The organism is Halorubrum trueperi, from assembly GCF_042662525.1.
GTDB lineage: Archaea > Halobacteriota > Halobacteria > Halobacteriales > Haloferacaceae > Halorubrum > Halorubrum trueperi.
In genome coordinates, this window is record NZ_JBHSXI010000009.1 from 263,546 (window position 1) to 288,488 (window position 24,943).

23 protein-coding genes are annotated in these 24,943 nt (G+C 67.6%); 16 read left to right on the plus strand and 7 right to left on the minus strand.

What is annotated here, in order from left to right; all coding sequences use genetic code 11:
* Positions 1-44 precede the first annotated feature (44 nt).
* The 7 genes from ACFQEY_RS08940 to ACFQEY_RS08970 all read left to right on the plus strand — a co-directional run bounded on the left by ACFQEY_RS08940 (position 45) and on the right by ACFQEY_RS08970 (position 6,837).
* Complete coding sequence (locus tag ACFQEY_RS08940) at positions 45-920, plus strand: YqcI/YcgG family protein (RefSeq protein WP_379767400.1); 876 nt, start codon at positions 45-47, stop codon at positions 918-920.
* Positions 913-1,515: a cysteine hydrolase family protein gene (locus ACFQEY_RS08945; RefSeq protein WP_379767403.1), complete on the plus strand. Its 603-nt coding sequence runs from the start codon at positions 913-915 to the stop codon at positions 1,513-1,515. The genes ACFQEY_RS08940 and ACFQEY_RS08945 overlap by 8 nt, the downstream gene beginning before the upstream one ends.
* A gap of 68 nt (positions 1,516-1,583) precedes the next feature.
* Complete coding sequence (lipA, locus tag ACFQEY_RS08950; RefSeq protein WP_379767406.1) at positions 1,584-2,522, plus strand: lipoyl synthase; 939 nt, start codon at positions 1,584-1,586, stop codon at positions 2,520-2,522.
* Positions 2,523-2,647: 125 nt separating this feature from the next.
* Positions 2,648-3,766: a branched-chain amino acid ABC transporter permease gene (locus ACFQEY_RS08955; protein WP_379767409.1), complete on the plus strand. Its 1,119-nt coding sequence runs from the start codon at positions 2,648-2,650 to the stop codon at positions 3,764-3,766.
* Positions 3,763-5,091, plus strand: coding sequence for a branched-chain amino acid ABC transporter permease (locus tag ACFQEY_RS08960; protein WP_379767412.1), 1,329 nt, complete (start codon positions 3,763-3,765; stop codon positions 5,089-5,091). The genes ACFQEY_RS08955 and ACFQEY_RS08960 overlap by 4 nt, the downstream gene beginning before the upstream one ends.
* Complete coding sequence (locus ACFQEY_RS08965) at positions 5,084-5,995, plus strand: ABC transporter ATP-binding protein (RefSeq protein WP_379767415.1); 912 nt, start codon at positions 5,084-5,086, stop codon at positions 5,993-5,995. The genes ACFQEY_RS08960 and ACFQEY_RS08965 overlap by 8 nt, the downstream gene beginning before the upstream one ends.
* Positions 5,992-6,837 carry an ABC transporter ATP-binding protein gene (locus tag ACFQEY_RS08970; protein WP_379767417.1) on the plus strand — a complete coding sequence of 282 codons (846 nt, stop codon included), beginning with the start codon at positions 5,992-5,994 and terminating at the stop codon, positions 6,835-6,837. The genes ACFQEY_RS08965 and ACFQEY_RS08970 overlap by 4 nt, the downstream gene beginning before the upstream one ends.
* Positions 6,838-6,943: 106 nt before the next feature.
* Here the strand turns inward: ACFQEY_RS08970 and ACFQEY_RS08975 are convergent, their stop codons facing one another.
* Both ACFQEY_RS08975 and ggt read right to left on the minus strand, forming a co-directional pair.
* Positions 6,944-8,296, minus strand: coding sequence for an ABC transporter substrate-binding protein (locus ACFQEY_RS08975; RefSeq protein WP_379767420.1), 1,353 nt, complete (start codon positions 8,294-8,296; stop codon positions 6,944-6,946).
* A 291-nt stretch (positions 8,297-8,587) separates the two neighbouring features.
* Entirely contained in the window at positions 8,588-10,216 is a 1,629-nt protein-coding gene (gene ggt, locus ACFQEY_RS08980) for a gamma-glutamyltransferase (RefSeq protein ID WP_379767422.1), read from the minus strand.
* Positions 10,217-10,389: 173 nt separating this feature from the next.
* Here ggt and ACFQEY_RS08985 point away from each other — a divergent pair, with 173 nt between their 5' ends.
* The 6 genes from ACFQEY_RS08985 (at position 10,390) to ACFQEY_RS09010 (ending at position 17,241) form a co-directional block, all read left to right on the plus strand.
* On the plus strand, positions 10,390-12,066 hold the full coding sequence (locus ACFQEY_RS08985; protein ID WP_379767425.1) for an ABC transporter substrate-binding protein: 1,677 nt from the start codon (positions 10,390-10,392) through the stop codon (positions 12,064-12,066).
* A 47-nt stretch (positions 12,067-12,113) separates the two neighbouring features.
* Positions 12,114-13,064: an ABC transporter permease gene (locus ACFQEY_RS08990; RefSeq protein ID WP_379767428.1), complete on the plus strand. Its 951-nt coding sequence runs from the start codon at positions 12,114-12,116 to the stop codon at positions 13,062-13,064.
* 2 nt (positions 13,065-13,066) lie between these two features.
* Complete coding sequence (locus ACFQEY_RS08995) at positions 13,067-14,152, plus strand: ABC transporter permease (protein ID WP_379767431.1); 1,086 nt, start codon at positions 13,067-13,069, stop codon at positions 14,150-14,152.
* On the plus strand, positions 14,152-15,243 hold the full coding sequence (locus ACFQEY_RS09000; protein WP_379767434.1) for an ABC transporter ATP-binding protein: 1,092 nt from the start codon (positions 14,152-14,154) through the stop codon (positions 15,241-15,243). The genes ACFQEY_RS08995 and ACFQEY_RS09000 overlap by 1 nt, the downstream gene beginning before the upstream one ends.
* Positions 15,240-16,601 (plus strand): ABC transporter ATP-binding protein, encoded by a 1,362-nt coding sequence (locus tag ACFQEY_RS09005; RefSeq protein WP_379767437.1) that lies wholly within the window; start codon positions 15,240-15,242, stop codon positions 16,599-16,601. The genes ACFQEY_RS09000 and ACFQEY_RS09005 overlap by 4 nt, the downstream gene beginning before the upstream one ends.
* Positions 16,602-16,707: 106 nt before the next feature.
* Positions 16,708-17,241 (plus strand): hypothetical protein, encoded by a 534-nt coding sequence (locus ACFQEY_RS09010; RefSeq protein WP_379767440.1) that lies wholly within the window; start codon positions 16,708-16,710, stop codon positions 17,239-17,241.
* Positions 17,242-17,272: 31 nt separating this feature from the next.
* On the opposite strand, the gene ACFQEY_RS09015 is transcribed toward ACFQEY_RS09010, so the two are convergent.
* The 3 genes from ACFQEY_RS09015 to ACFQEY_RS09025 all read right to left on the minus strand — a co-directional run bounded on the left by ACFQEY_RS09015 (position 17,273) and on the right by ACFQEY_RS09025 (position 19,934).
* Entirely contained in the window at positions 17,273-17,629 is a 357-nt protein-coding gene (locus ACFQEY_RS09015) for a hypothetical protein (protein ID WP_379767443.1), read from the minus strand.
* Positions 17,630-17,725: 96 nt separating this feature from the next.
* Positions 17,726-18,793 carry an mRNA surveillance protein pelota gene (locus tag ACFQEY_RS09020; protein WP_379767446.1) on the minus strand — a complete coding sequence of 356 codons (1,068 nt, stop codon included), beginning with the start codon at positions 18,791-18,793 and terminating at the stop codon, positions 17,726-17,728.
* A gap of 25 nt (positions 18,794-18,818) precedes the next feature.
* Complete coding sequence (locus ACFQEY_RS09025; RefSeq protein ID WP_379767449.1) at positions 18,819-19,934, minus strand: DUF4013 domain-containing protein; 1,116 nt, start codon at positions 19,932-19,934, stop codon at positions 18,819-18,821.
* 305 nt (positions 19,935-20,239) lie between these two features.
* Between ACFQEY_RS09025 and ACFQEY_RS09030 the strand changes: the two genes are divergently transcribed.
* The 3 genes from ACFQEY_RS09030 (at position 20,240) to ACFQEY_RS09040 (ending at position 21,949) form a co-directional block, all read left to right on the plus strand.
* The gene (locus ACFQEY_RS09030; RefSeq protein WP_379767452.1) at positions 20,240-20,620 is read left to right on the plus strand and encodes a DUF8159 domain-containing protein; all 381 of its coding nucleotides are present in this window, start codon (positions 20,240-20,242) and stop codon (positions 20,618-20,620) included.
* Entirely contained in the window at positions 20,617-21,555 is a 939-nt protein-coding gene (locus tag ACFQEY_RS09035; protein WP_379767455.1) for an alpha/beta hydrolase, read from the plus strand. Before ACFQEY_RS09030 ends, ACFQEY_RS09035 begins: the two co-directional genes overlap by 4 nt.
* An 82-nt stretch (positions 21,556-21,637) precedes the next feature.
* Positions 21,638-21,949, plus strand: coding sequence for a thiamine-binding protein (locus ACFQEY_RS09040; protein WP_379767458.1), 312 nt, complete (start codon positions 21,638-21,640; stop codon positions 21,947-21,949).
* Positions 21,950-21,974: 25 nt separating this feature from the next.
* Here the strand turns inward: ACFQEY_RS09040 and ACFQEY_RS09045 are convergent, their stop codons facing one another.
* Positions 21,975-22,703, minus strand: a complete 729-nt coding sequence (locus ACFQEY_RS09045) for a hypothetical protein (protein WP_379767461.1) — start codon at positions 22,701-22,703, stop codon at positions 21,975-21,977.
* 75 nt (positions 22,704-22,778) lie between these two features.
* Complete coding sequence (locus ACFQEY_RS09050) at positions 22,779-24,287, minus strand: RtcB family protein (protein ID WP_379767463.1); 1,509 nt, start codon at positions 24,285-24,287, stop codon at positions 22,779-22,781.
* Positions 24,288-24,943: the final 656 nt, after the last annotated feature.

Sequence of the window (24,943 nt, forward strand, 5' to 3'; positions counted from 1 at the left end):
GACACCGGCGAAAGCCAAAAGCCCGCTCGCCTCGGACGCGACGTATGAACGAGCCCGGCACCGAGGGCGTGCTGTTGGACCAGGCGACGCTCCACGATCGGCTCGACGACGCGCCCGGGTGGCTGCGGGAGCACTACCGGACGTTCCGCGAGTCGATGCTCGGCGACCGCGACGGGTCACCGTTCCCCTGTTACTTCGGCATCGAAGTCGAACGCGAGGGGGAACTGCTGTACGCCGCCTGCGAGTCGACGACCGACCCCGCCGCGCTCTTGCGGTTCCGAGACGTGCTCTCGGAGTACCTCGACGCCTACGCGGACCACGCCGACCGCGCCCCGCTCGCGGTGTTCTTTCGCCCCCCGGCCGGCGACCCCGGCGAGGCGCACTACCACGAGCGGCTGTGGCACGTCCTGGAGTTCCTCCATGTCCACGATCCCGAGCCGTGGCCGGAGGCCATTCCGACGGACCCGGACGACCCACACTGGGAATTCTGTTTCGGCGACGAGCCGCTGTTCCCCACCTCTAGGGCACCGTTCTATGACGAACGGGCGAGCAGGTACTCCCCGGTCGGCTTGGAGATAACCTTCCAGCCCCGAGCGGTCTTCGACGGGATCACCGCCGACACCGAGGCGGGCCAGCGCGCCAGAGAGACGATCCGCGAGCGAATGGGCGACTACGACGGCGTCTGCCCGCACGCCGATCTCGGCGACTGGGGCGTCGAGGGCGACCGCGAGTGGACGCAGTACCTGTTCCGCGAGGACGACGACGCGAGCCCCGACGCCTGCCCGTTAGCGCCGACCCGCGAACACCCGAAAGCACCGGAGCCACTGCTCGAATACGGAGCGTGGCGGCGGCTCGGGGGATCCAGGCCGTCGTCGTCGGACCGCTCCGGAACCGTGACGTCGGGGCTGGGCGATGACTGAAAAAGACTCGCGCGGGATCAGCGGCGGCCACGAAGTCTCCGACGCCGACTCCGCCGACCCACCCGTTCTCCTCCTGATCGACTTTCAGATCGGCTTCGACGAGCCGGGATGGGGCGAGCGCAACAACCCCGGCGCGGAGGCGGTCGCGGCCGCGCTGCTCTCGCGGTGGCGCGAGGCCGATCGGCCGATCGCGCACGTGAGACACGCCTCGACCGAGCCGGACTCGCCGCTCCGACCCGACGCGCCGGGGTTCGCGTGGAAGCCCGAGACGGCCCCGCGGGAGGGGGAAGCGACCTTTGAGAAGTCGGTCAACGGTGCGCTCCTCGACTCGGGACTCGACGACTGGCTCCGCGAGGGGGGACACGAGGCGCTCGTCGTCTGCGGGCTCACCACTGATCACTGCGTCTCGACGACGACCCGCGAGGCCGAGAACCGCGGCTACGAGGTGTCCGTCGTCGCCGACGCGACCGCGACGCACGCCCGAAAAGGTCACGACGGCGAGCGGATCGACGCCGACGACTCCCACCGCGCCGCGCTCGCGCACCTGCGCGGCGAGTTCGCCGAAATCGTCGAGAGCGCCGCGCTACTGGATTGACGGGATGAGACGGCCCTATTGTCGGCCCGATCCGCACGTTTTTGCCCCCTGCCCACCGTGGATTACGCATGCACCGCGGCCGTCGGAAACCGGACTGGCTGAAGTCGCGACCGCCGTCCGGGTCCCGGTTCACGGAGATCAAAGCGCGCCTCCGCGAGCGCGACCTCCACACGGTCTGTGAGGAGGCCAACTGCCCGAACATGGGCGAGTGCTGGTCGGGAGACGACGGACCCGGCACCGCGACGTTCATGCTGCTGGGCGACCGCTGCTCGCGCGGCTGTAACTTCTGTGACGTCGAGACCGGGGGAATGGACGCGCTCGACCCGGACGAGCCGGCGAACGTCGCCGACGCGGTCGACGAGATCGGGCTCGACTACGTCGTCCTCACCTCCGTCGACCGCGACGACCTCGACGACGGCGGCTCCGCGCACTTCGCCGAGACGATCCGCGAGATCAAGCGACGCGATCCGGGGATCCTCGTCGAGACGCTCATCCCGGACTTCCAGGGCGACCCGGCGGCGATAGACCGGATCGTCGACGCCGGCCCGGACGTGATCGCACACAACGTCGAGACGGTCGAGCGGCTCCAGTGGCCGGTTCGAGACCGGCGGGCCGACTACGAGCAGTCGCTCGCGGTGCTCGATCGGGTCGACCGCGAGTCGGAGATACACACGAAGACGAGCCTCATGCTCGGCGTCGGCGAGTACGACCACGAGGTGTATCACACGCTCGGCGACCTCCGGGAGGTCGGCGTCGACGTGGTCACCTTCGGACAGTACCTCCGGCCGTCTCGCTCGCACCTCGACGTGTTCGAGTACGTCCACCCCGACGCCTTCGAAACGTGGCGCGCCGTCGCCGAGGAGGAGTTCGAGTTCCTCTATTGCGCGTCCGGACCGATGGTCCGGTCCTCGTACAAGGCCGGCGAGCTGTTCGTCGAGGCGCTGCTCCGCGATGGGCGCTCGGCGGCCGACGCCCGTCGGCACGCGCGCGCCGCCGGCGGCGACTGAGTCGGGCGAGTCCGGCCGTTCGCACCGTCACACCAGCTGTCAAGCGTTTTCGAGCTCCTGATATCCGTCGAAACAGCGAGTTATTTACCTCTCGGTATCAGACCCTGCGTCAGTGAGACGCACACATGGGAACAACTGAATCGTCGGTCGTCGACTCGGTTCGGGCCCAACCGGGGCTCGCGCTCGTCGCGATCCTCGGCGGCCTGCTGCTCGTCGACCTCCTCGCGAAGCTCGCGGGGGTCTCTCTCGGCCCCGTCGGCGGGACGCTCTCGACCGGCCGGCTCCGGTCGAATCTCTGGAACGGGCTCGTGATCGGCCTCGTGATCGGGCTCGCGGGGATCGGCCTCTCGATGACGTACAGCATCCTCTCGTTCGCGAACTTCTCGCACGGCGACCTCGTCAGCACCGGTGCCTTCACCGGCTGGGGCGTGGCGTTCCTGCTCGCGGGCTTCGGTGACGTACCGCTTCGAACCCTGTTGACCGTCCGCGACGCCGGTAGCGCCAGTTCGGGGGACATCGGCGCACACATCCTCTCGACGCCGGGCGCGATACTGATCGGGCTCCTCGTCGCGTTCGCCGTCACCGCGGTGATCGCCGTCGTTCTCGATCGGGCCTTCTACAAGCCGATGCGCGACCGCGACGGGATATCGATCCTCATCGCATCGATCGGTGCCGCCCTGATCGTCCGGTACCTCCTCCAGTTCGTCTACGGCTCCGACCGTCGCGGGGTCACGACGAGCGTGGACGCCTCGAACCTCGTGGGGCCCTTCGGGATCTCGGTCAACGCCCACGAGCTGACCATCGTGGTCGCGGCGATCGGCTTGATGCTCGCGATGCACTTCATGCTCCAGCACACGAAGCTGGGAACCGCGATGCGGGCGATGGCCGACAACAAGGATCTGGCGCTGATCACCGGGATCCCGGCCGAGCGCGTCGTGACCGCGACGTGGATCATCGGCGGCGGGCTCGCCGGTGCCTCGGGCTACCTCTACGTCCTGCTCCGCGGCACGATCCAGTTCGACTTCGGCTGGCTTCTCCTGCTACTGATCTTCGCCGCGGTGATCCTCGGCGGCATCGGCTCGGTGTACGGAGCCATCGCCGGTGGGCTCGTCATCGGCATCGTGTTCACGACCTCGACTATCTGGATCCCGTCCGACTTCAACGAGGCCGCCGCCTTTGCCGTGATGATCCTCATGCTCCTCCTTCGCCCCGAGGGGCTCTTCGGAGGTGTTTCGACCGCATGAGCGACGGTTCGTCGGCGACGCCGGACGGGGGAAAAGCCCCCGACAGCGCCACGGCCGCGCTGATCGACGCCGCACGTCGGAGCGACCTCGGCCTCGTGCTCGGGACGCTGCTTTTGATCTACGCGGCCGCGACGGTCCTCACGTTCACCAGCGGGCTCAACAGCGTCGTCGGGCTGATGCGAACGCTGACCTTCCTCGGGCTCGTGTATGCGCTCTCGGCGCTCGCGCTGAACCTCCAGTGGGGGTACGCGGGGCTGTTCAACATCGGCGTCGCCGGGTTCATGGCGCTCGGCGTCTACACGATGGGGATCGTCGTCAGATCCCCCGACCCGGCCTTCGGCCCGCCCGGGTTCGGCCTCCCGCTCCCGGTTGGGATCGTCGCCGGGATGGGAATGGCCGCGATCGTCGGGCTGGTCGCCGCGCTCCCGGCGCTCCGACTCAAGGCCGACTACCTCGCGATAGTCACGCTCGGCATCTCCGAGATCGTCCGGTTGTTCCTCCAGTCGAGCGCCTTCGACACCTTCCTGCGGGAGTCGATCGGTGTCGGGACCGGCGGCGGTCGCGGGATGGGGATGCCCGACAACCCGGTCCGTGACCTCTTCCTCGTCGCCGGACAGTCCGGAAGTCCGACCCCGTTGGGAGACCTCGTCTTCGGGATCTTCGGCGAGGGTGGCCTCGGAATCTCGCACTCGATCCTCATCGACTGGGGGTACATCGCCGTGCTGGCCGCCTTCGTGATCGGGTTCTACGTGCTCTTGGAGCGGCTCGGGCGGTCGCCGTTCGGTCGGACGCTCAAGGCCATCCGCGAGGACGAACTCGTCGCGAACTCGTTGGGGAAAAACGTGGACCTGATCAAGATCAAGGTGTTCGTGATCGGCTGCGCGCTGATGGGACTCGCCGGCATCCTCTGGTTCGGGAGCCAAGGGAACGTCTCGCCGACGCCGCAGTTCATGCCGCTCCTGACGTTCTACGTCTTCGTCGCCGTCATCATCGGCGGGTCGGGCTCGAACACCGGTGCCGTCCTCGGCGGGATCGTGTTCGCGACGGTGCTGTTCGAGGGACCGCGTCGCGTCGGCTCCGCCGTCCGCGACGTCATCGACGCCGAGACGCCGTCGTCGTTCGCCGACGCGGTGGTCTCGCTCGATCCGACCGCGTTCCTTGCGTACGCGACCGACAACATCGCGCCGCTGCAGTTCGTCTTCCTCGGGTTTATCCTCGTGTTCATCATGCACCGGCGGCCCGACGGACTGCTCGGCGATCGGATCGAGACGGCCGCGGCCGTCGACCTCTCCGAGCGGCCTCACGGGGGTGACGCAGATGAGTAGCGACGCGCCCGACGCGCCCGACGCGCCCGACGCGCCCGACGCGCCCGACGCGGCGGACGAGGCGGGCGGACCGATCGACGAGCCCGAGGCGAACGACAGCGCGGTCGAGGAGGCGGCAAAGCACGTTCCCTCCGGGGCACCACCGCTCCGAGTTGAGGGACTCGTCAAGCGATTCGGCGGCGTCTCGGCCGTCGATGGGGCCTCCTTCCAGGTGGAGCAGGGCTCGCTGACCGGGCTCATCGGCCCGAACGGCGCGGGTAAGTCGACCACGTTCAACTGCATCACCGGCGTTCACGAGCCGACGGCCGGGAACGTCTACTTCAAGAACGAGGACGTCACCGGGAGCAAGCCGTACCAGATGGCGCGAAAGGGGCTCGTCCGGACGTTCCAGATCGCCCGCGAGTTGGAGGAGATGACTGTGCTGGAGAACCTGATGCTCGCGCCGAAGGGGCAGATCGGCGAGTCGGCGATCCGCTCGGTCACGCCGGGGCTCCGCGGCGCGGTTATCGAACAGGAGGAGGCGCTTCGCGAGCGTGCCTGGGAGACGCTCGACTTCTTCGAGATCGACCATCTCGCGACCGAACACGCCGGGAACCTCTCGGGCGGGCAGCGGAAGCTCCTCGAGATGGCCCGCGCGCTCATGACCGAGCCGGAGATGGTCCTGCTCGACGAGCCGCTCGCGGGCGTCAACCCGACGCTCGAAGAGAAGCTTCTCGACCGCATCCATCAGCTGCGCGAGGACGGGTACACGTTCCTCCTCGTCGAACACGACATGGACGTCATCATGAACAACTGCGAACGCGTCATCGTCATGCACCAGGGCAGCGTCCTCGCCGAGGGTACCGGCGACGAGATTCGGAACGACGAACGGGTCATCGAGGCCTACCTGGGGGAGGACCTATGAGCGACGATCCGACCGCGGACGACTCGCCTGCTGACGACGCACCCGCGAACGCCGCATCCGCGGACGACGCACCCGCGGATCCCGCGGCTGACGCCGCTCCAGTCGCCGAGGCGGGGACGACGCCGACGATCGACGGCGACGCGATCCTCCGACTCCGCGGACTCGACGCCGGATACGGCGACCTCCAGATACTCTCGGACGTCGATCTGGACGTCGCCGACGGGGAGTACGTCACAATCGTTGGTCCCAACGGGGCCGGAAAATCGACCGTGATGAAGACCGTCTTCGGACTCACGACGTACATGGACGGGACCGTCGAGTTCGAGGGCGAGCCGATCCACGGGCTCGCGCCCGAGCGGATCATCCGTGAGGGGATCGGCTTCGTCCCGCAGAACGACAACGTGTTTCCCGGACTGAGCGTGCGCGAGAACCTCGAAATGGGCGCGTACATCCTCGATAGCGTTCCTGAAGACCAGATAGAGACGATCTACGACCGCTTCCCGATCCTCCGGGAGCGCAGCGAGCAGAAGGCGGGCACCCTCTCCGGGGGCCAACGGCAGATGGTCGCGATGGGCCGAGCGCTGATGTTAGATCCCGACCTCCTGCTGCTCGACGAGCCGTCGGCGGGGTTGGCACCCGACCTCGTCTCGGACATGTTCGACCGGATCGACCGCATCAACGACGCCGGGACGGCGGTCCTGATGGTCGAGCAGAACGCGAAGGAGGCGCTGCGTCGCTGCGACCGCGGATACGTCCTCGTCAACGGCGAGAATCGCTACACCGACCGCGGAGAGGTGCTGCTCAACGACGAGGATGTGCGGAAGGACTTCCTCGGCGGGTAGGCCGGACTCCCGTCATCCGTCTCGCCTGTGACGGGCTCTGTGATGTCGTTTGCCCGATAGAAATACGAAGGGTGAAGCCGCTCTTTTCAGGCTGATCGCGTCCAGTTTACTGTCCGAGGACGCTCGACCACTGGCTGGTGTACGTCGCCTGTGCCGGCTCGAAGGAGACGCGCTCCGTGATCGTGCCGTCGCTCTCTTCGAACGCGGCCACGTACTCCTCTTCGAGCGACTGGCCGTAGGCGTCGTTGAGGTACAGCGTTCCCGAGGACTCGGCACCGACCGTATCGCCCCTCGCGAGTTCGGCCATCGCCGGGCCCTGAAGGAGGTCGGACGGACAGGTCCGGAAGACGTAGTCGTTGTCGTCCAAGTCGGTCACGTCCGGGCTCGTCGAGGACGGCGAGATGCCGACGACACCGTTGGGGATGTACACTTGGTCCGCGACCTGGAGATTCACGTTCGAGGCGGCCGGCCCGACGACGGCCGCGTACCCTGCGTCGACGAGCGAATTCGCGCCCGAGATGCCCGCCTGCGGATCGGTCTGGGTGTCCTCGACGCGGGTGTCCACCGTGACGTTCAGATCGGCGTCGTTGACCTGTACCGCGGCGAGCAGCGCGCCGTCGCGGATCGGACCGCCGAGAGAGCCGAGGTCACCGGTCTCAGGCATCAACACGCCGATCATCGCCTCGAACTCGCCGTCGATGCCGACGGGATCGGCTGCGGGTGCGTTGAGGTCCTCGTCAGAGAGCTCGTTCCCGAATTCCAGGGTATCGAGCGTCTCAATCTCGCCGTCTTGGAAGTCTTGGATGTCGTACGCCGCGGTGGCGATGTCGCCGTTGACGTCGAAGTTGACGCTCGACGACGCTCCGACGTAGTGGACGGGGTCGCCGGCCGCGACGGCCTCGACCGCGTCGGGCAGGCTCTCCGGACCGAACTCCTCCCCGCCGGGATTCGCGACGGTCCGGATGCGATCCCGGATGGCCTCGCCGTCGTTCTCGCCGGCGGCGGTCGCAGCGAGGATTTCGATCGCCATCGCGTCGTACGCCTGCGCCGTAAACACGCCCGGCTCCGAGTCGTACTCGGCCTCGTACTCGTCGGCGAAGAACTCGGCACCCGGGCCGCCGGCCGACGGCGCGGTTCCGATGACGTTGTTCATGTCGTTGTCCACCTCGCCCGGCAGGTCTGCATCGATCAGCCCGTCCGGAACGATGATGTCGAGGTCGGGAGCGTCCTCGGCGAAATCCGAGTAGAAGTCGCGGAACAGCTGGATGCCGGATTCCGGGAACCCCACGACCATCACGGCGTCGGGGACATCGCCGCCGTCGCCGCCGTCGCCGCCGTCGCCGCCGTCGCCACCGTCCCCGCCGTCGCCGCCGTCCTCGGTTGAACATCCTGCAACCGCTGCGATTCCCGCCGCGCCAGCGCCTCTGAGAACGTCACGTCGTCGTATGGTTCGCGTCATTCTGATACGGTCTATCATACGAGAGGTTATAAGTGTACCCACGCCCACAAATTCTATCCCCCCGACAACAAACACCTACATCCCGTACGAAGGCGACACGGGCCGCCTGTGGACCATCACGCCGATCGCTCCTCCTTGTGAACGCGGCACCGTTAAGAAGACAGACAGGTTTTGCCGGGTCATCTCTGTCGCTTTCACGCCCGGTCGGTGACAACCGCTTCGCTTTTCCGTCGACGACCGCCGGTCCCGTTCTCTCCCGCCTCATCGAGCCGAACGTCCCTCAGACGGCGGTCAGTACCCCTGTGCGTTTCCGTCCTTTCGCGGTTCGGTGGCGGCCGAGAGCACGCCGGAGTCGTTACGCGCGATCTGCGCGCCGCCGAACTGGATCGGCGAGAGCGTTCGGACGTCGTGATCCTTTCGGACCAGCTTCGCGGCGATCCCGTCGTCGAAGTGGGGTTCGAGCGCGAGCTCGCCCGTCTCGCGGTACCGCCAGCGCGGCTCGTCGAGGGCCCGCTGGAGGGGCATCTCGTAGTCGACGAGGTTCGAGATCACCTGCACGTGTCCCTGCGGCTGCATGTAGCCGCCCATCACGCCGAAGGCGGCCCAGTCGTCCTCGTCGAGCCGCATGACGCCCGGTATCAGGGTGTGGAAGGGACGCTTCCCCGGTTCGAGGCTGTTCGGATGGTCGGGATCGAGCGAGAACGACGCGCCGCGGTTCTGGAGGGCGATCCCCGTCTCGCCAGCGACGAGCCCGGACCCGAAGCCGGCGAACCGTGAGTTGATGTACGAGACGACGTTCCCCTCGTCGTCGGCGACCGTGAGCAGGACCGTGTCCGCGTCCTCGGCGTTGGCGTCGGGAACGCCGAACGAGACGTCGTGGTTGGCCTCGGACCCGATCGCCGCCGCGCGCCGCTCCGCCCACGAGGCGGATCCGAGCGGCGGGTGATCCTCGTACTCCGGGTCGGTGATGTACCGGTGGCCGTCGTGGAAGGCGACCTTCATGGCCTCCGCGAAGTAGTGAACGCGCTCCGCGGTGTCGCGGTCGTACTCGCCCGCACCCAGCTCTGCGGCGACGTTGAGCGCCTCCAGCGCGACGAGCCCCTGGTTGTTCGGCGGAAGCTCGTACACCTCCGCGCCGTTGTACGTCGTCGAGACCGGCTCCGGCCACTCGACTTCGAAGTCAGCGAGGTCGTCGACGGTCATGAACCCGCCCGCCGACTGAACCTCCTCGGCGATGGCCTCCGCGATCTCCCCCTCGTACACCACGTCAGCGCCCTCCTCGGCCACCAGCTCCATCGACCGTCCGAGCCGCGGGAGCGTGACCTTCTGTCCGGCCGTCGGGGACTCCCCGTCGAAGAGGAACGCCTCGCGGGCGTGCTCGCTCTCGAACAACTCCTCGCCGTTCGACCACCCGTCGGCGATCACCTCGCTGACCGGATACCCCTCCGTCGCGTAGCGGATCGCGGGCCGAAGGAGTCGCTCGAGACCGAACTCGCCGAATCGGTCGGCGGTCGCCTCCCACCCTCGTGCGGTCCCCGGCACCGTGACCGCGTGGGGGCCGGTCATCGGCATCTCGACCTCGTCGGGATCGTCCTCCTCCACGTCGTCGTCCGCCGCGAGCGCCTCCCTCGCGTTGTCGATCGTCGCGTCCGCCGGAGCACCGCCGCAGGCTCGCATCGCGCCGACCTCGCCGTCGGCGGTCCGGTACAGCGCGAAGACGTCCCCGCCGAGCCCCGTCGACGTCGGTTCGACGACGTTCAGCGCGGCCGCGGTCGCGACCGCGGCGTCGAACGCATTTCCGCCCTCCCGCAGCATCTCGATGCCGGCTTGACTGGCGAGGGGCTGACTCGTGGCGACGACGCCGCGCTGGCCGTAGACCGTCGATCGTCGAGACGCGAACCGGTCCAGATCTGGCTCCATACGCACACGCTCCGTACCGGCGTAGTATAAACACTCGACCGGATGTATTCGGTTTTCCCAGCAGGCGACGTTCCGACCGATCGGCTCGACCGACAAACGGTCGGTTTTCGCACGGACGGACATTTCTACTGAAGAATAGAATGGTTTTTAACACAAGAGTCGTACGTCTGGGTATGTCACACCGAGATCCCCGTACGAAACAGTCTTCAACCACTCGTCGTCGGGTGCTCGCCGCGATGGGAGGAGCGAGCGCCGTCGGCCTCGCCGGCTGCGTGGACGGCGGTGACGGCGACGACGGTACCACCGAATTCGTCGCGGCGGCCGGCGCGAACCCCGGGACGTTCGATCCGACGATCATCGCCGACGCCACCTCCAATTCCGTCGTCGGAACGATGGCATACGAGACCCTGATCGCGTCGCTTTTCGACCTCAGTGAGTTCCGCGGCGAGCTCGCGACCGACTGGGAACAGGTCGACGAGACCACGTTCAACTTCACGCTCCGCGAGGGCGTCACCTTTCACAACGGCGACGAGTTCGTCGCCGACGACGTCGCATTCTCCATCGAACGGATGCGGGGAACGACCAACGCCGCAACCGTCTCATTCGTCGATAGCGTCGACGTGATCGGCGATTACGAAATCGAGATAACCTCCGCGAACCCGCACGCGCCGTTCCTCGCGGACATCGCCGCGGTGCCGATCCTCCCGAGCGGGGCCGACGGCATCAGCGAGAGCCCCGCGGAGGATGATCACGACTTCACCGAGGAGAGTCTCGGGACCGGCCCGTGGGTGCTCGAAGAGTTCTCGGACGAGGACCGCGCGGTGCTCGTTCCCTACGAGGAGTACTGGTACGACGGCGACGACCACCCCGGGACCGCACCGTGGGACCGAGTGACGTTCCGCGTCATTCCGGAGCAGGTCTCACAGGAGGAGGCGATGGCCAACGGCGAGCTCGACATGATCGACAACCCGGCCCCGTTCGAGCTCGACCAGTGGGCGGACCAGACCGGCGAGATCATCACGGGCGACGCGGTCGGGTTCGACTTCATCACGTACCCGGTCCTACAGGAACCGTTCACGAACGAGAAGTTCCGCCGCGGGATGACTCGACTCATTCCCAAGTCGGACGTCATCGAAGCGGTGTTCGGCGGCAATGCGACGGAGCTTGCGGGACCGATCAGCCCCGGTCTCGGTGCCTTCTGGGACGAAGAACACGAGCAGGAGCTGCTCGACGAGTACGTCGGCCAGGACGAAGAGACAGGACTTCAGCTGATCGAGGAGGCTTTCGAGGAGGAGGACATCGAGGCTCCATTCGAGATCTCGTTCATCACCAACGTCAACCGGACCCGCGAGCGGTGGATGGAGATCATTCAGCAGACGATGGACGACACGGAGTTCTTCGACGCCGACCTCGACGTCCGCGCGTTCGACGACCTCGTCCCGTTCCTGCTCGACCCCGAGGGAGCCGCACAGAGTACCGACGTCGCCGGCATCGGCTGGACCGGGGGCTCCGACCCCGACGGACACGTGGCGGAGCTGCTCTCGTCGGAGCGGCACGTGCCGGACGGGTTCAACTGGAACCTCTACGAGAGCGAGGAGATGGACCAGCTCATCGAGGATGGCCAGCAGACGATCGACGTCGACGAGCGTCGGCAGGTTTACCAGGACATCCAAGAGCTCGTCGCACAGGACGTCCCGATGGCGAACATGTGGACCGGCGATCAGATCGACGTGGTGAACCCGGAGAAGCTCGAGTCGCTCGATCAGTGGTCGCCGCATCCGAACTCCAGTAACCGGTACAACACCCTGTACAAGCCGCATCTCGACGAGGTCGTCTACCCCGCGGAGTGACGGAGCGGAACACGTAATTACCAGACCGCACTCCCACTTTCACCTCGATGAGCCTCCAACGATTCGTCCTGAAACGCGCACTCATAACCATCCCGCTTCTCCTCGGAATCTCGATGCTCACCTTCGGGATGGTCCACGCCATCCCCGGCGACCCCATCGACTTCATCACCCTCTTCACCGAATTGGACCCGGAGACCGAAGCGCAGATACGCGCCGAGTACGGTCTGGATCAGCCGGTGTACATCCAGTACATCGACTGGGTGACGAGCGCGGCGACCGGTGACTTCGGGACGTCGATCATCTCTCGCAGTCCGGTGACGGACGAGATCGTGAGCCGGCTTCCGTACACGCTCGTGATGGGGATCATGGCGTTCGGCGTCACGATCGCGACGGCGATCCCGTCCGGTATCGTGGCCGCGTACTACCGGAACACCAAGATCGACCAGATCAGCCGCGTGTTCGCGCTGCTGGGGATCGCGATCCCGAACTTCTGGCTCGGACTCATCCTGCTCCTCGTCCTCGCGAGCTGGCTCGGCCTGTTTCCGATCCTCCCGCCGACGGACCGGGGGTTACTCAGCTACGACATGCTCGTCTACACGCTGCTACCGGCCATCACCATCGGAACCGGATCCACGGCGCTTTTGATGCGGCTGATGCGGTCGTCGATGGTCGAGGAACTCGACAAGGACTACGTCCGGACGGCGCGCGCGAAGGGACTCCCTGAGCGCACCGTCGTCCAGAAGCACGTGCTCCGGAACTCGCTGATCTCGGTCGTCACCGTGGCGGCGATCCAGGTCGCGTTCATCATCAGCGGCTCCGTGGTCGTCGAGATCGTCTTCTCGTATCCGGGCATCGGACGCCTCCTTGTCGACCGCGTCGGCAACCGCGACTTCCCGGTCATTCAAGCGATCGTCCTCCTCATCGGCGTCGCCGTGATCGTCGCGAACTTCCTCGCAGACGTGCTCTACGCGTATCTCGATCCGCGCATTCGATATTGATAATGTCATCCGAAAACTCACAGCAGACGACGGAACGCGGACGAATACGAGTCACCGGATTCGACGTCGAACGCGTTGAGTCCCGAGACTCGCTCTCCTCGTGGGAGCCCGACCTTCAGGCTGAGGAAGGGCGGGGACGTCTCGACTACGCGTGGATGCGGTTCAAGCGGAACCGCCTCGCGCTGTTCGGCGCTGCCGTCATCGCGGTCATGGTCCTTCTGGCCGTCTTCTCCCGCCCGATTCAGGTTCCAGGCGGGATTCCGCTTCTCGCCGAACGGACGATTCAGCCGTTCTCGCTCGCGCCGGCGGACCCCGCGGCACAGGACGTGATAACCGGGTATCAGCCGCCGACCCTCGAACACTTCCTGGCGTGGCCGCCGTCGGGCCTCTACCTGTTCGGCACCGACTGGGCGGGTCGAGACATCCTCTCACGGGTGATGTACGGCGGTCGATGGAGCCTCTCCATCGGCTTCATCGCCGTCGCCGTCGCGCTCGTCGTCGGGATCCCGCTCGGCTCGATCGCGGGGTACTACGGCGGCAAGGTCGACGAGCTCATCATGCGCGTCGTCGACATGCTGTACGCGTTCCCGTTCATCGTGCTCGCGATCGCGGTCATCGCGGTCCTCGGACGGGGATACTGGGAACTCATCCTCGCGCTGGTCGCCGTCGGGTGGCTGCCGTACGCCCGCATCATCCGGGGAGAGATCCTGAGCGTGAAAGAGAACGACTACGTCACGGCCGCGAAGGCGCTCGGGTCGCGCGACCGGTCGATCATCACGCGGCACATCCTCCCGAACGCGATGGCTCCGGTCATCGTCCAGGCGACGCTCAGCATCGGGACCACGGTCCTCGTCGCCGCCGCGCTCGGGTTCATCGGTCTCGGCCTCTCGCCGGCGAGCGCGGAGTGGGGCGTCATGCTCAACGTCGAACAGGACGCGATGGCCCGCGGTCGCTGGTGGGCCGGACTGTTCCCCGGACTCGCCATCTTTGCGTTCGTGATGGCGATCAACCTGGTCGGCGACGGCGTGCGGGACGCCTTCGATCCACAGGGCGAGAGCACCGATTCCGACACGGGGGGTCTTCGCTGATGGCGATGCTCGAAGTCGAGGACCTGAACGTCAGATTCTACACCGAAGACGGAGTCGTCAAGGCGACGAACGACCTCTCGTACCGCATCGAGGCGGGCGAACGGTTCGGCGTCGTGGGCGAGAGCGGAGCCGGAAAGAGCGTCACGAGCCTCGCGCTCATGCGGCTCCTCGACGACCCCGGCGTCATCGAGAGCGGCGAGATCCGGTTCAAGGGACGGAATCTCATCGAAATGGACGACGAGGAGATGCGCGAACTGCGCGGGAACGAGATCGCGATGATCTTCCAGGACGCGGGCACCGCGCTGAACCCGTCGTACACCGTGGGCGAGCAGATCTCCGAAGCGATCCGATACCACCTCGGACTGGACGAGGCGGCGGCTCGCGAGCGAGCGATCGAGACGCTCGAATCGGTCGGGATCCCCTCGGCTGCAGAGCGGTACAGCGACTACCCGCACCAGTTCTCCGGGGGCATGCAACAGCGCGTCGTGATCGCGATCGCGCTGTCGTGTGATCCCGACCTGATCATCGCCGACGAGCCGACGACCGCGCTCGACGTGACGATCGAGGCGCAGATCCTCGAACTGCTCGAGGAGGTCGCCACCGAGACCGATACCGCCATCCAGCTCATCACTCACGACCTCGGCGTCGTCGCCGAGTTCTGCGACAGAGTCATGGTGATGTACGCCGGCCACCCGGTGGAGATGGCACCCGTCGAGGACGTGTACTACGACCCGCAGCATCCCTACACGGTCGGACTGATGAGTTCGATCCCGCGGATCGGCGACGAGCGCGATCGACTCCAGACCATCCCCGGACGGATGCCGGACCTGATCGAGGTTCCGCCGGGGTGTAACTTCCATCCCCGCTGTCCGTACGCGGAGGAGTCGTGCACCCGGATCGAACCCCGGCTCGTGGATACCGAAACCGGCGACCCCGCGAATCCGATCGAGAGCGACTCGCAGGTCGCCGCGTGTCTCGCCCACACCGGCGAGCTGGAGGGGGAGCTCGACTACGAGGTGACGGTCCGCGGCGAGGACGATCCGATGGACCGTGGCGGACCCGCGGTCGCGTCGGAGGTGAACGACGGATGAGCGGCGACGAGCCGCTCCTCCGAGTCGAGGGCCTAGAGAAGTACTACGAATCCGAGACCGACTTCATCGATCGGCTCTTCGGCCGGCGGAAGGAGGTCAAAGCCGTCGACGGCGTCTCCTTCGAGATCCGCGAGGGCGAGACCCTGGGGCTGGTCGGCGAGAGCGGGTGCGGGAAGAGCAGCATCGGCCGCTCGATACTCCGGCTCCGCGAGCCGACCGCCGGCTCCGTCTACTTCAAGGGACGGGACGTCACGGCGCTCTCGGACGGCGAGCTCCGCGACCTCCGCAAGGAGATGCAGATAATCTTTCAGAACCCCCGGTCGAGTCTCAACCCGCGGCTGACGGTCAACGACATCATCGGCGAAGCGCTCGACATTCATGGTCTCGAGGACGATACCACCCGGGACGCCCGGATCAAGGAGCTGCTCGAACGGGTGGGGCTCAACGCGAGTCACGCCAACCGGTACCCTCACGAGTTCTCCGGCGGCCAGCTCCAGCGGATCGGTATCGCTCGCGCCCTCGCGGTCGACCCGGACTTCATCGTCTGTGACGAGCCCGTTTCGGCGCTCGACGTGAGCGTGCAGGCGCAGATCCTCAACCTCCTCGAAGACCTCCAGGAGGAGCTGGGGATCGCGTACCTGTTCATCGCTCACGACCTCTCCGTCGTCGAGCACATCTCCGATCAGATCGCCGTGATGTACCTCGGCACGATCGCCGAGATCGGGACGCCGGAGGAGCTGTTCGAGCCGCCACAGCACCCCTACACGGAGGCGTTGCTGTCGGCGATCCCGGAACCGGATCCGCTGTGGGAAGGCGATCGGGTGCTCCTCGAAGGGTCCGTTCCCTCGCCGATCGACCCGCCGTCCGGCTGTACGTTCCACACGCGGTGTCCCCGCGTCATCCCGCCGGCCGACTACGACTTCGAGCAGGAGGAGTGGCACGCGGTCATGTCGCTCCGACACCGCGCGCGAGAGGGGGACATCGCGCTCGCGGCGCTCGACGATGAAGACTCGCTTCCGGCGACGATCCGCGAGGAGTTCGACATCCCGTCGCCGCTGTCCGACCCGGCGGCCGAGAACGCGGTCGGCGAGGCGATCGAGGCGATCGCGGCCGAGCGGTTCGCGGACGCGGCGGAGCTGCTGAACGAGACGTTCGAGACGCCGTGTACGACCGACGAGCCCGCGCTGCGGAGGACCGACGCCGGCCGGATCGCCTGTCACCTGTTCGACCCCGACTACGCGGGGGAGCCGGGAGACGCGGAAGAGGCGGGCGGGGGCGGCGAGGCGGGAGACTCGGGAGCCGGAAGCACTGCTGACGACGAGGCCGTCGCAGGCTCGGCCGCGAGCGGCGGCGACTGAACCGAGAGGGGTCGCGGCGTCCACTCCGGGCGACCCGACCGCCCGTCTCCTCTCGACGGTTCGATCCCGACGACACGCTTATTCCCGACGATGGCGACGTTCCGGCATGCGTCGAGTACGCGGCGGGGACGGCGTCGACCGGGCGGACGACGATCCGTACCGACCGAACGAGTCCGACGCTCGACCCGAGCCGCGAGCCGCCCGGACGCTTCCGGCGGCGACACTGACTCGGTGGCTCCTTCCGCACGGTCTCCACCGCCGCGCCGTGTCGGTTCGCGTCCGCACGTCCGACGACGCGTACGACCGCGGCGATCCCGTTCCGATCGCGATCGAACTCCGAAACCCGATGCCGTTTCCGGTGACGGTACGGACGCGGTCGCCCGTGCCGTGGACCTGGCACGTCGACGGCCACCGGGACGCCTCGCACGTCCCGGAGCCCCTGCCAAACTCGGAGACGCGGTTCACGCTCGATCGCGGCGAGCGTCGGCGATTCACCCGGACCTGGGAGCAGTGCTTCAAGGTATCTGAAACGGACTGGCGGCCGGCCGAGCCGGGAGCGCACACGATAGGCGCGGGGCTCGCCGTGGAGGATCCCGCCGCGCACGGCGTTTACGACGAGACGACCGTGCGGATCGAGTGACGCGACCTTCGACGGCGGCGGAGTCCGCGATCTACTCCGCTGCGTCGTTCGGGACGTCGATCTCCTCGCGGTGATAGCGCTCGGTCGCAAGCTCGGCGACCGTCCGGAGCGCGGCGACGAGGTCGTCTCCTTCGTCGAGCGCGTAGCGTTTCCGTCCGTCTGCCGATTCGATCGCGTCAAGAATTCCGAACCCGTCGAGCGGATCGAGTGCCTCGTGGACGACGGTCTGGTCGACGCCGGCACCCGCGGCGATGCGGGCGACCGAAAGCGGTTCCGACGCGTAAAACAGCGTCGCGATCACCCGGGCTCGAACCCGATTCGCGAACAGCAGGGCGAGTCCGTTGTTCTCGACGAGCCGCGTGTATTCCTCGGTCGATTGCTCGTCCATGGCGGCCGTTCACGACCGAGCGCCATGACGGCTTCGGCCGAACCGTGGTGTCGCCGCCTCGTTCGGTTACCACGGACGTCGTGCTGTCACCCTCCGCTACTGCAACCGATACCGCAAGATTGCGGCGATCCCGCCGAGGTTCGAGAGCTGCTGGCCGGGGTCGAACTCCGAGGAGAAGACGACCACGTCGCCGCCCTGCTGTTCGACCGACTCGATCACCTCGTTGACGTCGATCGACCAGTCACCCTCCCCCTGTCGCTCTGTTCGAAGCCGGTCGTCGACGACGAGCAGGGTCTCGATCGCGCCGAACTCGGCGGCTTCGGCCACGTCCTCGGGGCCGTAGGTCGCCTTGGCACCCTGCGCGATCTCGGCGGTGAGGTCGTCGATGAGAGTCGCCTCTCTGGCGATCCGCGTCTCCTTTTGCACCTCGTCGACCGCCCCGCGTTTGAGCACCTCGTGGACCCCGCGATCGCCGGCTGCGGAGGTGTCGACCGTGGTTATACTGTCGGCGAGGTCGCGGTACTCCTCCCGTATGTAGTCGAGCGCGTCGGTCTTCGTGAACCCCGGTCCGGCCAGGATCACGGCGTCGGCGTCGAGGTGCGCGAGCGCCTCGCCCAGCTCGGCGAACAGCTCCTCGCGGGGCCGCGAGTAGTCGCCCTTCCCGGTCGGCTTCGTGAACGAGGCGTACTCCTCGGTGCCGTACTGCTGGACCGTGTGGACGTAGGCGGCCCCCTCCTCGACGGTCGCGATGGCGACGTCCGGGTTCTCGGCGGCCTCCGTCGCCTCCTCCAAGCGCTCCGTCTGGTCCGGCTTGAAGTGCTTTTCCACCGTGATCTCGTCGTGTTCCTCGACGTTGATCGTGTGGTGGGCGTTGAGCTGGTCCTCTCGCGAGCAGGCGACGATGACGCCCGAGACGCGGAGTCGATTCGCGAACCGCGCGAACTCTACCTCGTCGACTTCCAGCGTGACGAACAGGTGTTCGCGCTGGCCGCCGGTGTCCCGCATCTGGTCGTCGTTCCGCTGGATCCGGCGGGTGGTGTCGCCCTCGACGAGGTCCCCGGGTTCGAGGACGTGCGCGAGGTGCCAGAGGTCGTCGACGTTCTCGGGGACGAGGGTGAGCCGCTCCCTGCCCTCCTCGCCGTAGCCCCGGTCGGAGATGCGCATGATCGCCGCTTCGCCCGGGCTCGTATCAACTCTTGTCTTTGCCGCTCGCGACGCCGGGGCCCCACTCGAACGCGTCGCCGCCTCGATCGCCGTCCGCGTCATCGTTCGCGTCATCGTTCGCATCATCGTTCGTGCCATAGTTCGCGTCGCCGTCCAGATCGCCGTCCCGACCCCGATCGATCGGCGCGGTCCAGTCGAACCCGCCGTCTGCACCGACGACGGCATCGCCGTTGAGCGAAACCGTTCGACCCGATTGGACCGTCGGCGGAGCCTCGGGCGAGGGGGGTCGAACTCCGTCGTGCCCGTCGAGCCCGTCGCTGTCGACGGCGGTTCGCTCCTCGCTCCCTGCCGGTTCGTCTTCGTGATGCGCGTTCGAGTTGCGGTCCGACAGCGCCGCCGACGCTCCACGGCCGTACAGCCCGTGAGCGATCACGCGGAGCGCGAAGACGAACGCGACGCCGACTGCGAGCGGGACGAACGGTCCGGCGAGGACGTAGCCGGCCGAGAGCGTCGCCGCCGCGACGACCCACGCGGTCGCGTACTCGCCGTTTCCGGCGACGCGCGCGACCCGCTTCGGGCGGAGGCCGTCACGGACCCGTCCGGACGCGGCGAACGCGGCGAGCGCCGCCGGCCTGACGTACGCGAACGCGAGCAGGTACGCGGCAGCGACGACGGCCATCAGGCCGCCTCCGAGTCCGACGACCGCGGCGACGCCGCCGTCGCCGAACGCGTTCTCGATCGCGGTCACGATCGGACCAGAGTCGACGGCTCCTGACACGAGGGCCGAGCCTCCGAGCGCGACGAACGCGATCAAAAGGGCCAGCGGGGCGAGAAGGACGGCGCTCAACGCCGCGGATTTCGCCCCGGTTCGGTACAGATCGTTCCACGCGATGAAGGGGACGGCACCGTCCGCGTTCCCGGTCTCGACGCCGTCCGCGATGTGGCGGACGAGGTAGCCGCGGACGACGAAGGCCGGTGCGAGCGCGAGGGGCGCGAGCGCGACGAGCGGCGGGAAGGCGAGCGCTCCGCCGATCCAGACGGGCGTGACCGTCCACGCCACCAGCGTCAACAGCCCGCCGACGACGAGGATACCCACGGCATCGGCCGACCGCGTCACCGACGTCACCACCGCCCGGAGCATATCCGATCCTGTCCCGCGAAACTTATAAAGGGTGCCCGACTCAGCTGACAATCCGTGTCGTGATCGGTCTTTCGCCTCCGGGAGGACACTCCCGAGAGTTTATATAATTTCGTGGAGTACTACGAACCGGCCGCACGGGACAATCGTGTGCCTCTGACAGAATCGATCGCCGCCGTTGACTGCGGCGGCGCTCCCCGTCCGCGGCTTTCTGTGGATCGCTCCTAACAGTTCGTTCTGCGTTTCACGAGCTGCGTCGCCGTTCGCACGCCGGTACCGATTTATCCCGCCCCGTCGACGTTTCGCCCATGACCGGAGACGAGCGGACGAGTGAGGTGGAGCCCGCGCTCCGAAGCTACGGAGTCAGCGTCGAGTCGATCGACGAGGGCGAACCGCTAGATCTCACGTACATGACGGCGTTCCCCGGCCGCGAGGTGCACCGCGGGGAGATCGGACGCGCGCTCAACGCGCTCATCGACCGCGCGGAGGCGGACGCGTGGGATCCGGTACGGGTCGAGGGGACGGTCGTCCGCTCTCCGGGCGACGTCCTCGGCACGTGGCACGCCGAGGCGACGTGGTTCGAGGAACTGATCGGGTACGAGATCTCCGAGACTGAGTTCTCGACGCGCGTGCTGGAGACGCTGACGCACGTCGACGACGGTCGGGTCGACGCAGGGGATCACTCGTGACTCGACGACATCCGGTCAACCGCGCCCAGCGACGGCTCGACCGTCCGCCGCGCGAGCGGTTCGCCACTCGCGAGATCGCGTTCGACGTCGACGGCGACACCTGTCGCGGCACGCTGTACCTCCCCGGCGGCGACGGCGACGAGCCGCCGATCGTCGTGATGGCACCGGGGCTCGGTGCCGAGCGGACCTTCGGCTACCCGGCGATCGCTGAGCGGTTCGCCGACGCCGGATACGCCGCGTTCCTGTTCGACTACCGCGAGTTCGGTGCCTCGGACGGCCGCTCGCAGGCTATCCACCCCGCGAACCAGCGCGCCGATTACGAGGCGGCCGTCGAACGCGCTCGTCGGGTCGACGCCGTCGGTCGGGACGTCGTCCTCTGGGGCGCGTCGCTGTCGGCCGCGCACGTCCTCACGCTCGCGGCGGAGCGGCGCGACGTCGCCGCCGTGATCGGGATGGTGCCGATGCTCGACGGCCGAGCGATCGCCCGGCGACGCGGCGGGCGGTACCTCGCGAACGCGGCGCGTGTGGGGCTCCGTGACCTGTTCGGACACCGGTTCGGACGCGGACGCACGGTCCCGATCGTCGGCGAGGCGGAGGAGATCGCGGCGATCACGGAGCTGGGGGCGAAGCGCGCGTACCTCGACCTGGTCGATCGCGAGTCGACGTGGCGCAACGAGACGCCGGCGCGGTCGCTGCTGCGGGTCGCGAACTACCGTCCGGTCGAACGTCTCGGCGAGATCCGCGCGCCGACGCTGCTGCTCGCGGGCACCGACGACGCCATCGTCGACGCCGAAACAGTCGTTGACGCCGCCGAGACGCTGTCTCACGGGACCGTCGTCTCAATGCCCGCGGACCACTTCTCCCCGTTCGGCGAGGATTTCGAGCCCGCGATCGGCCACCAGCTTTCGTTCCTGCGCGACGCTATCGATCGGTGAATTCCGCGAGACGCCACCGATCGACGGACCGCCGTCGATCGGGCGACTCGTTTTTAAGTGACCGCGGCTCGCATGCACGGACATGACCGCAATCGCGATGTTGAGCGTCGCACCCGTTATCGAGGGGAGCATGGCGGGCGAGGTCGCGAAGGCCGTCGCGGCCCTGGACGACTTCGACGTGAGCTACGAAACGAACCCGATGGGAACCGTGATCGAGGCGGACGACGCCGAGACGCTGTTCGCGGCCGCCGCTGCCGCCCACGACGCCGTCGATGGCGATCGAGTTTCGACCGTGCTGAAGATCGACGACAAGCGGACCGCCGACACGACCGCCGACGAGAAGGTGACCGCCGTCGAGGAGCGACTCGGTCGCGAGGCGAAGCGGGAGCGGTGAGGGCGCACGGCCTCGCAGACGGATTTCAGACCGCGTCCACCTCGACTGCGCCCCCTGCCCCGGCGTCGCCGGCGGGGTTCTCGACGGTCACGTCGACGGTCGTCGTGCGCACGACGGTCGCCTCGTCGCCACCGCCGGCGACGTCCGCGCGGAACACGACGTCGAGCGTCGTCGTGGCGGACTCGCCGCCGAGCAGGTCGGGCGCGGCGAGCGACTCGCTCGTCACCGAGTCTCCGCGGGCCGTCGCGTCCGCCCGCTCGAAGGTCGCCGTGAGGCCGCCGTCGACCGCGTCGAAGTCGGGCGGGACCGGATCTCCGTCCCCGTCTCGGCTTTCGACTCCGGAGACGTCTCCCGGTAGCGCGATCGGGTCCTCCGCGTTCAGCGTCTCCCGGTAGATCTCGTCGACGCCGTCCGCGCCGCCGACGGCGAGCGAGAGCGTCACGGTCTCGACGCCTTCGGAGAAATCGGTCCACGAGACGTCTATCGACGGCGAGAGGTAGACTGACTCGATCCGCCCGTCGTTGCTGACGACCGTCGGCGCGTCGCCCGCCTCGAACGCGGCCGGGTCGCCGTCGACGGCGGCCGCCGGTCGGCTGAACGCCGCGAGGGTTCCGACGCCGGCGAGTCCGCCGCCGGCGAAGGCGGCGACGGCACCGAGAAGCGACCGTCTGCTGACGACGCCGGGATCGGCGTTAGTCGTCGAGCGGGCGTCGGTCGTCGAGCGGGCATCGTCGATCGGCTGGTCCCCGGTCATCTCGCCGCGAACTGGTGCGCTATCCGATATAAGGGGTCGGCGGGTGCGGTCGTTCCCCCCCGCCCCGGGCGCGTCTCATCCCTTGATGTTACAGACGGGGAACGTCCGCGCCACCTTGTCGCCGATGCCGAGTTCGTCGCTGACGCGGATCACCTCGTCGATGTCCTTGTACACGCCGGGTGCCTCCTCGGCGATCGTCGCGCCCGACTGCGCCTTCACGTAGATCTGCTGGCCCGATTCGAGGTCGTCGCGCACGTCGTCGCCCCAGAACTCCTGTTTCGCCTGCGTCCGGCTCATCAGCCGACCAGCGCCGTGGGCGGTGGAGCCGAACGAGACGCGCATCGACTCGTCGCCGCCGCGGAGCACGTAGGAGCCGGCACCCATGCTCCCGGGGATGATCACCGGCTGGCCCACGTCTCGGTAGGTCGCGGGCACGTCCTCGTTGCCGGCGGGAAACGCCCGCGTCGCTCCCTTCCGGTGGACGTACAGTTCCCGCTCCGCGCGGTCGACCGCCTCGTCGCCGACCGCGGGGCGGCCGTCCGCGTCGACGCCGACCTCGTGCGTCTCCTTCTTGCCGATGTTGTGCGCCACGTCGTAGAGCAGCTCCATCCCGAGGTCGTCGATCGGATCGGCGTCGAACACCTCGCCGAACGTCTCGCGTACCTGGTGGGTGATCAGCTGGCGGTTCACCCACGCGAAGTTGATGCACGCGCCCATCGCGCCGTAGTACTCGTCGGCCAGCGCGGAGCCGGCCGGCGCGGCCGCGAGTTCCTTGTCCGGGAGCTCGTCGAGGAGATCTCCGTGCTCCTTTTCGATCCGCCGCAGGTAGTCGTTGCAGGTCTGGTGGCCGAGTCCGCGGCTCCCGCAGTGGATCAGGACGACGACCCCGTCCTCCCTGAGCCCGTAGGCGTCGGCGACGTCCTCTCGGTAGACATCCGTGACGCGCTGCACTTCGAGGAAGTGGTTTCCGGAGCCGAGCGAGCCCAGCTGGTTACGGCCGCGGTCCATTGCCTTCTGCGAGACGTACTCGGGGCGAGCGTCCGGCCGGCACCCCTCGTCTTCACAGCGCGCGAGGTCGCTCTCGATCCCGTACCCCTCCTCGACGGCCCACTCGACGCCACGTTCGAGCGCGCCCTCGATGGCGTCGGCGTCACCGTCGATCACGCCGCCGCCGCCCAGCCCGGATGGGATCGCCTCGAAGAGCGCCTCGACGAGCTCCCGCTCGCGTCCCCGGACGTCGTCGTAAGTGAGCGTCGTGTTCACCATCCTGACGCCGCAGTTGATGTCGTACCCGATCGCGCCCGGGGAGATGCAGCCCGTGTGCGCGTCTATCGCGCCGACGCCGCCCACCGGGAAGCCGTACCCCTGGTGACCGTCTGGCATGCAGAGGGCGGGCTCGACCATGCCCGGCAGGTGCGTCGCGTTCTTCAGCTGCTGTAGCGAATCGTCCTCGCCGATCTCCTCGAGCAGTTTCTCGCTGGCGAGCACCCGCGCGGGAACGTTCATGTCGCCCTCGCGGGGGATCTCCCAAACGTGCTCTCGAACCTTCTCCAGCCGGATTCCGTCGAACTCGCGCGTGGTCATATCCGGTGTTCGGCGCGGGAGGGCAAGGGCGTTGCGTCAGGCGGCTGCCCGCCCACCGGCCCGGACGCTGCACGGTCACCGGCGAATACGTCGTCCAAAATGGGAACTGAGACTCCTCCTGAAATCCTATTGTTCAGAAATATTCTCATCTGAAACAACCCGCCGCTGACGGGGATTGAGTGATTGAGAGCGGGAGTAGGGATCTCATTGTGTGGGGGTGATCGTTTATACGTGAATGAGTGGTGTTGCCGGCGGCTGTTTATATATCGTTGCTGACGCGGTGAATCGTTGTGTTTCTGGTGTTGATCGCTTATAAGTGGTTGACTGCACGGTGAACCTCTTCAAAGCCCCAGCCGCGAGGCGAACGCACGCTCGCTGTGCTCCTCGTCACTCGCTGCACTCGTTCCTGCGGTGTCGCCGGCGCTCCGCGCCGGCTTCAAGAGGGACCTTCGGTCCCTCCCTGCTTACGTCGCCTGCGCCCGCCTCGCGGCAGCGAGGCGCGGAGCGCCTCTGGCAGCCGGCGGCAGAGCCGCCGGCGACTGCCCCTTTGAGTCCCACCCCGACCGCACCGCAGCCTCACCCCTCCCCAGCCTCGCGGTTCGCGCTCTCCGAGCGCTCACCGCGTCCCTCGCGGGCTCCTCGCGGCCGCTTATAAG

What these genes read in the sequence shown, in the direction of transcription:
- ggt (WP_379767422.1), bottom strand. Translation starts at nt 10,216, where the DNA reads ATGGAGCCAGATCTGGACCGGTTCGCGTCTCGACGATCGACGGTCTAC.
- ACFQEY_RS09010 (WP_379767440.1), top strand. Translation starts at nt 16,708, where the DNA reads ATGCGTCGAGTACGCGGCGGGGACGGCGTCGACCGGGCGGACGACGAT.
- lipA (WP_379767406.1), top strand. Translation starts at nt 1,584, where the DNA reads ATGCACCGCGGCCGTCGGAAACCGGACTGGCTGAAGTCGCGACCGCCG.
- ACFQEY_RS08995 (WP_379767431.1), top strand. Translation starts at nt 13,067, where the DNA reads ATGTCATCCGAAAACTCACAGCAGACGACGGAACGCGGACGAATACGA.
- ACFQEY_RS08940 (WP_379767400.1), top strand. Translation starts at nt 45, where the DNA reads ATGAACGAGCCCGGCACCGAGGGCGTGCTGTTGGACCAGGCGACGCTC.
- ACFQEY_RS08985 (WP_379767425.1), top strand. Translation starts at nt 10,390, where the DNA reads ATGTCACACCGAGATCCCCGTACGAAACAGTCTTCAACCACTCGTCGT.
- ACFQEY_RS09000 (WP_379767434.1), top strand. Translation starts at nt 14,152, where the DNA reads ATGGCGATGCTCGAAGTCGAGGACCTGAACGTCAGATTCTACACCGAA.
- ACFQEY_RS08945 (WP_379767403.1), top strand. Translation starts at nt 913, where the DNA reads ATGACTGAAAAAGACTCGCGCGGGATCAGCGGCGGCCACGAAGTCTCC.
- ACFQEY_RS09030 (WP_379767452.1), top strand. Translation starts at nt 20,240, where the DNA reads ATGACCGGAGACGAGCGGACGAGTGAGGTGGAGCCCGCGCTCCGAAGC.
- ACFQEY_RS09040 (WP_379767458.1), top strand. Translation starts at nt 21,638, where the DNA reads ATGACCGCAATCGCGATGTTGAGCGTCGCACCCGTTATCGAGGGGAGC.
- ACFQEY_RS08990 (WP_379767428.1), top strand. Translation starts at nt 12,114, where the DNA reads ATGAGCCTCCAACGATTCGTCCTGAAACGCGCACTCATAACCATCCCG.
- ACFQEY_RS08955 (WP_379767409.1), top strand. Translation starts at nt 2,648, where the DNA reads ATGGGAACAACTGAATCGTCGGTCGTCGACTCGGTTCGGGCCCAACCG.
- ACFQEY_RS08975 (WP_379767420.1), bottom strand. Translation starts at nt 8,296, where the DNA reads ATGACGCGAACCATACGACGACGTGACGTTCTCAGAGGCGCTGGCGCG.
- ACFQEY_RS08970 (WP_379767417.1), top strand. Translation starts at nt 5,992, where the DNA reads ATGAGCGACGATCCGACCGCGGACGACTCGCCTGCTGACGACGCACCC.
- ACFQEY_RS08960 (WP_379767412.1), top strand. Translation starts at nt 3,763, where the DNA reads ATGAGCGACGGTTCGTCGGCGACGCCGGACGGGGGAAAAGCCCCCGAC.
- ACFQEY_RS09025 (WP_379767449.1), bottom strand. Translation starts at nt 19,934, where the DNA reads ATGCTCCGGGCGGTGGTGACGTCGGTGACGCGGTCGGCCGATGCCGTG.
- ACFQEY_RS09005 (WP_379767437.1), top strand. Translation starts at nt 15,240, where the DNA reads ATGAGCGGCGACGAGCCGCTCCTCCGAGTCGAGGGCCTAGAGAAGTAC.
- ACFQEY_RS09050 (WP_379767463.1), bottom strand. Translation starts at nt 24,287, where the DNA reads ATGACCACGCGCGAGTTCGACGGAATCCGGCTGGAGAAGGTTCGAGAG.
- ACFQEY_RS08965 (WP_379767415.1), top strand. Translation starts at nt 5,084, where the DNA reads ATGAGTAGCGACGCGCCCGACGCGCCCGACGCGCCCGACGCGCCCGAC.
- ACFQEY_RS09020 (WP_379767446.1), bottom strand. Translation starts at nt 18,793, where the DNA reads ATGCGCATCTCCGACCGGGGCTACGGCGAGGAGGGCAGGGAGCGGCTC.
- ACFQEY_RS09045 (WP_379767461.1), bottom strand. Translation starts at nt 22,703, where the DNA reads ATGACCGGGGACCAGCCGATCGACGATGCCCGCTCGACGACCGACGCC.
- ACFQEY_RS09015 (WP_379767443.1), bottom strand. Translation starts at nt 17,629, where the DNA reads ATGGACGAGCAATCGACCGAGGAATACACGCGGCTCGTCGAGAACAAC.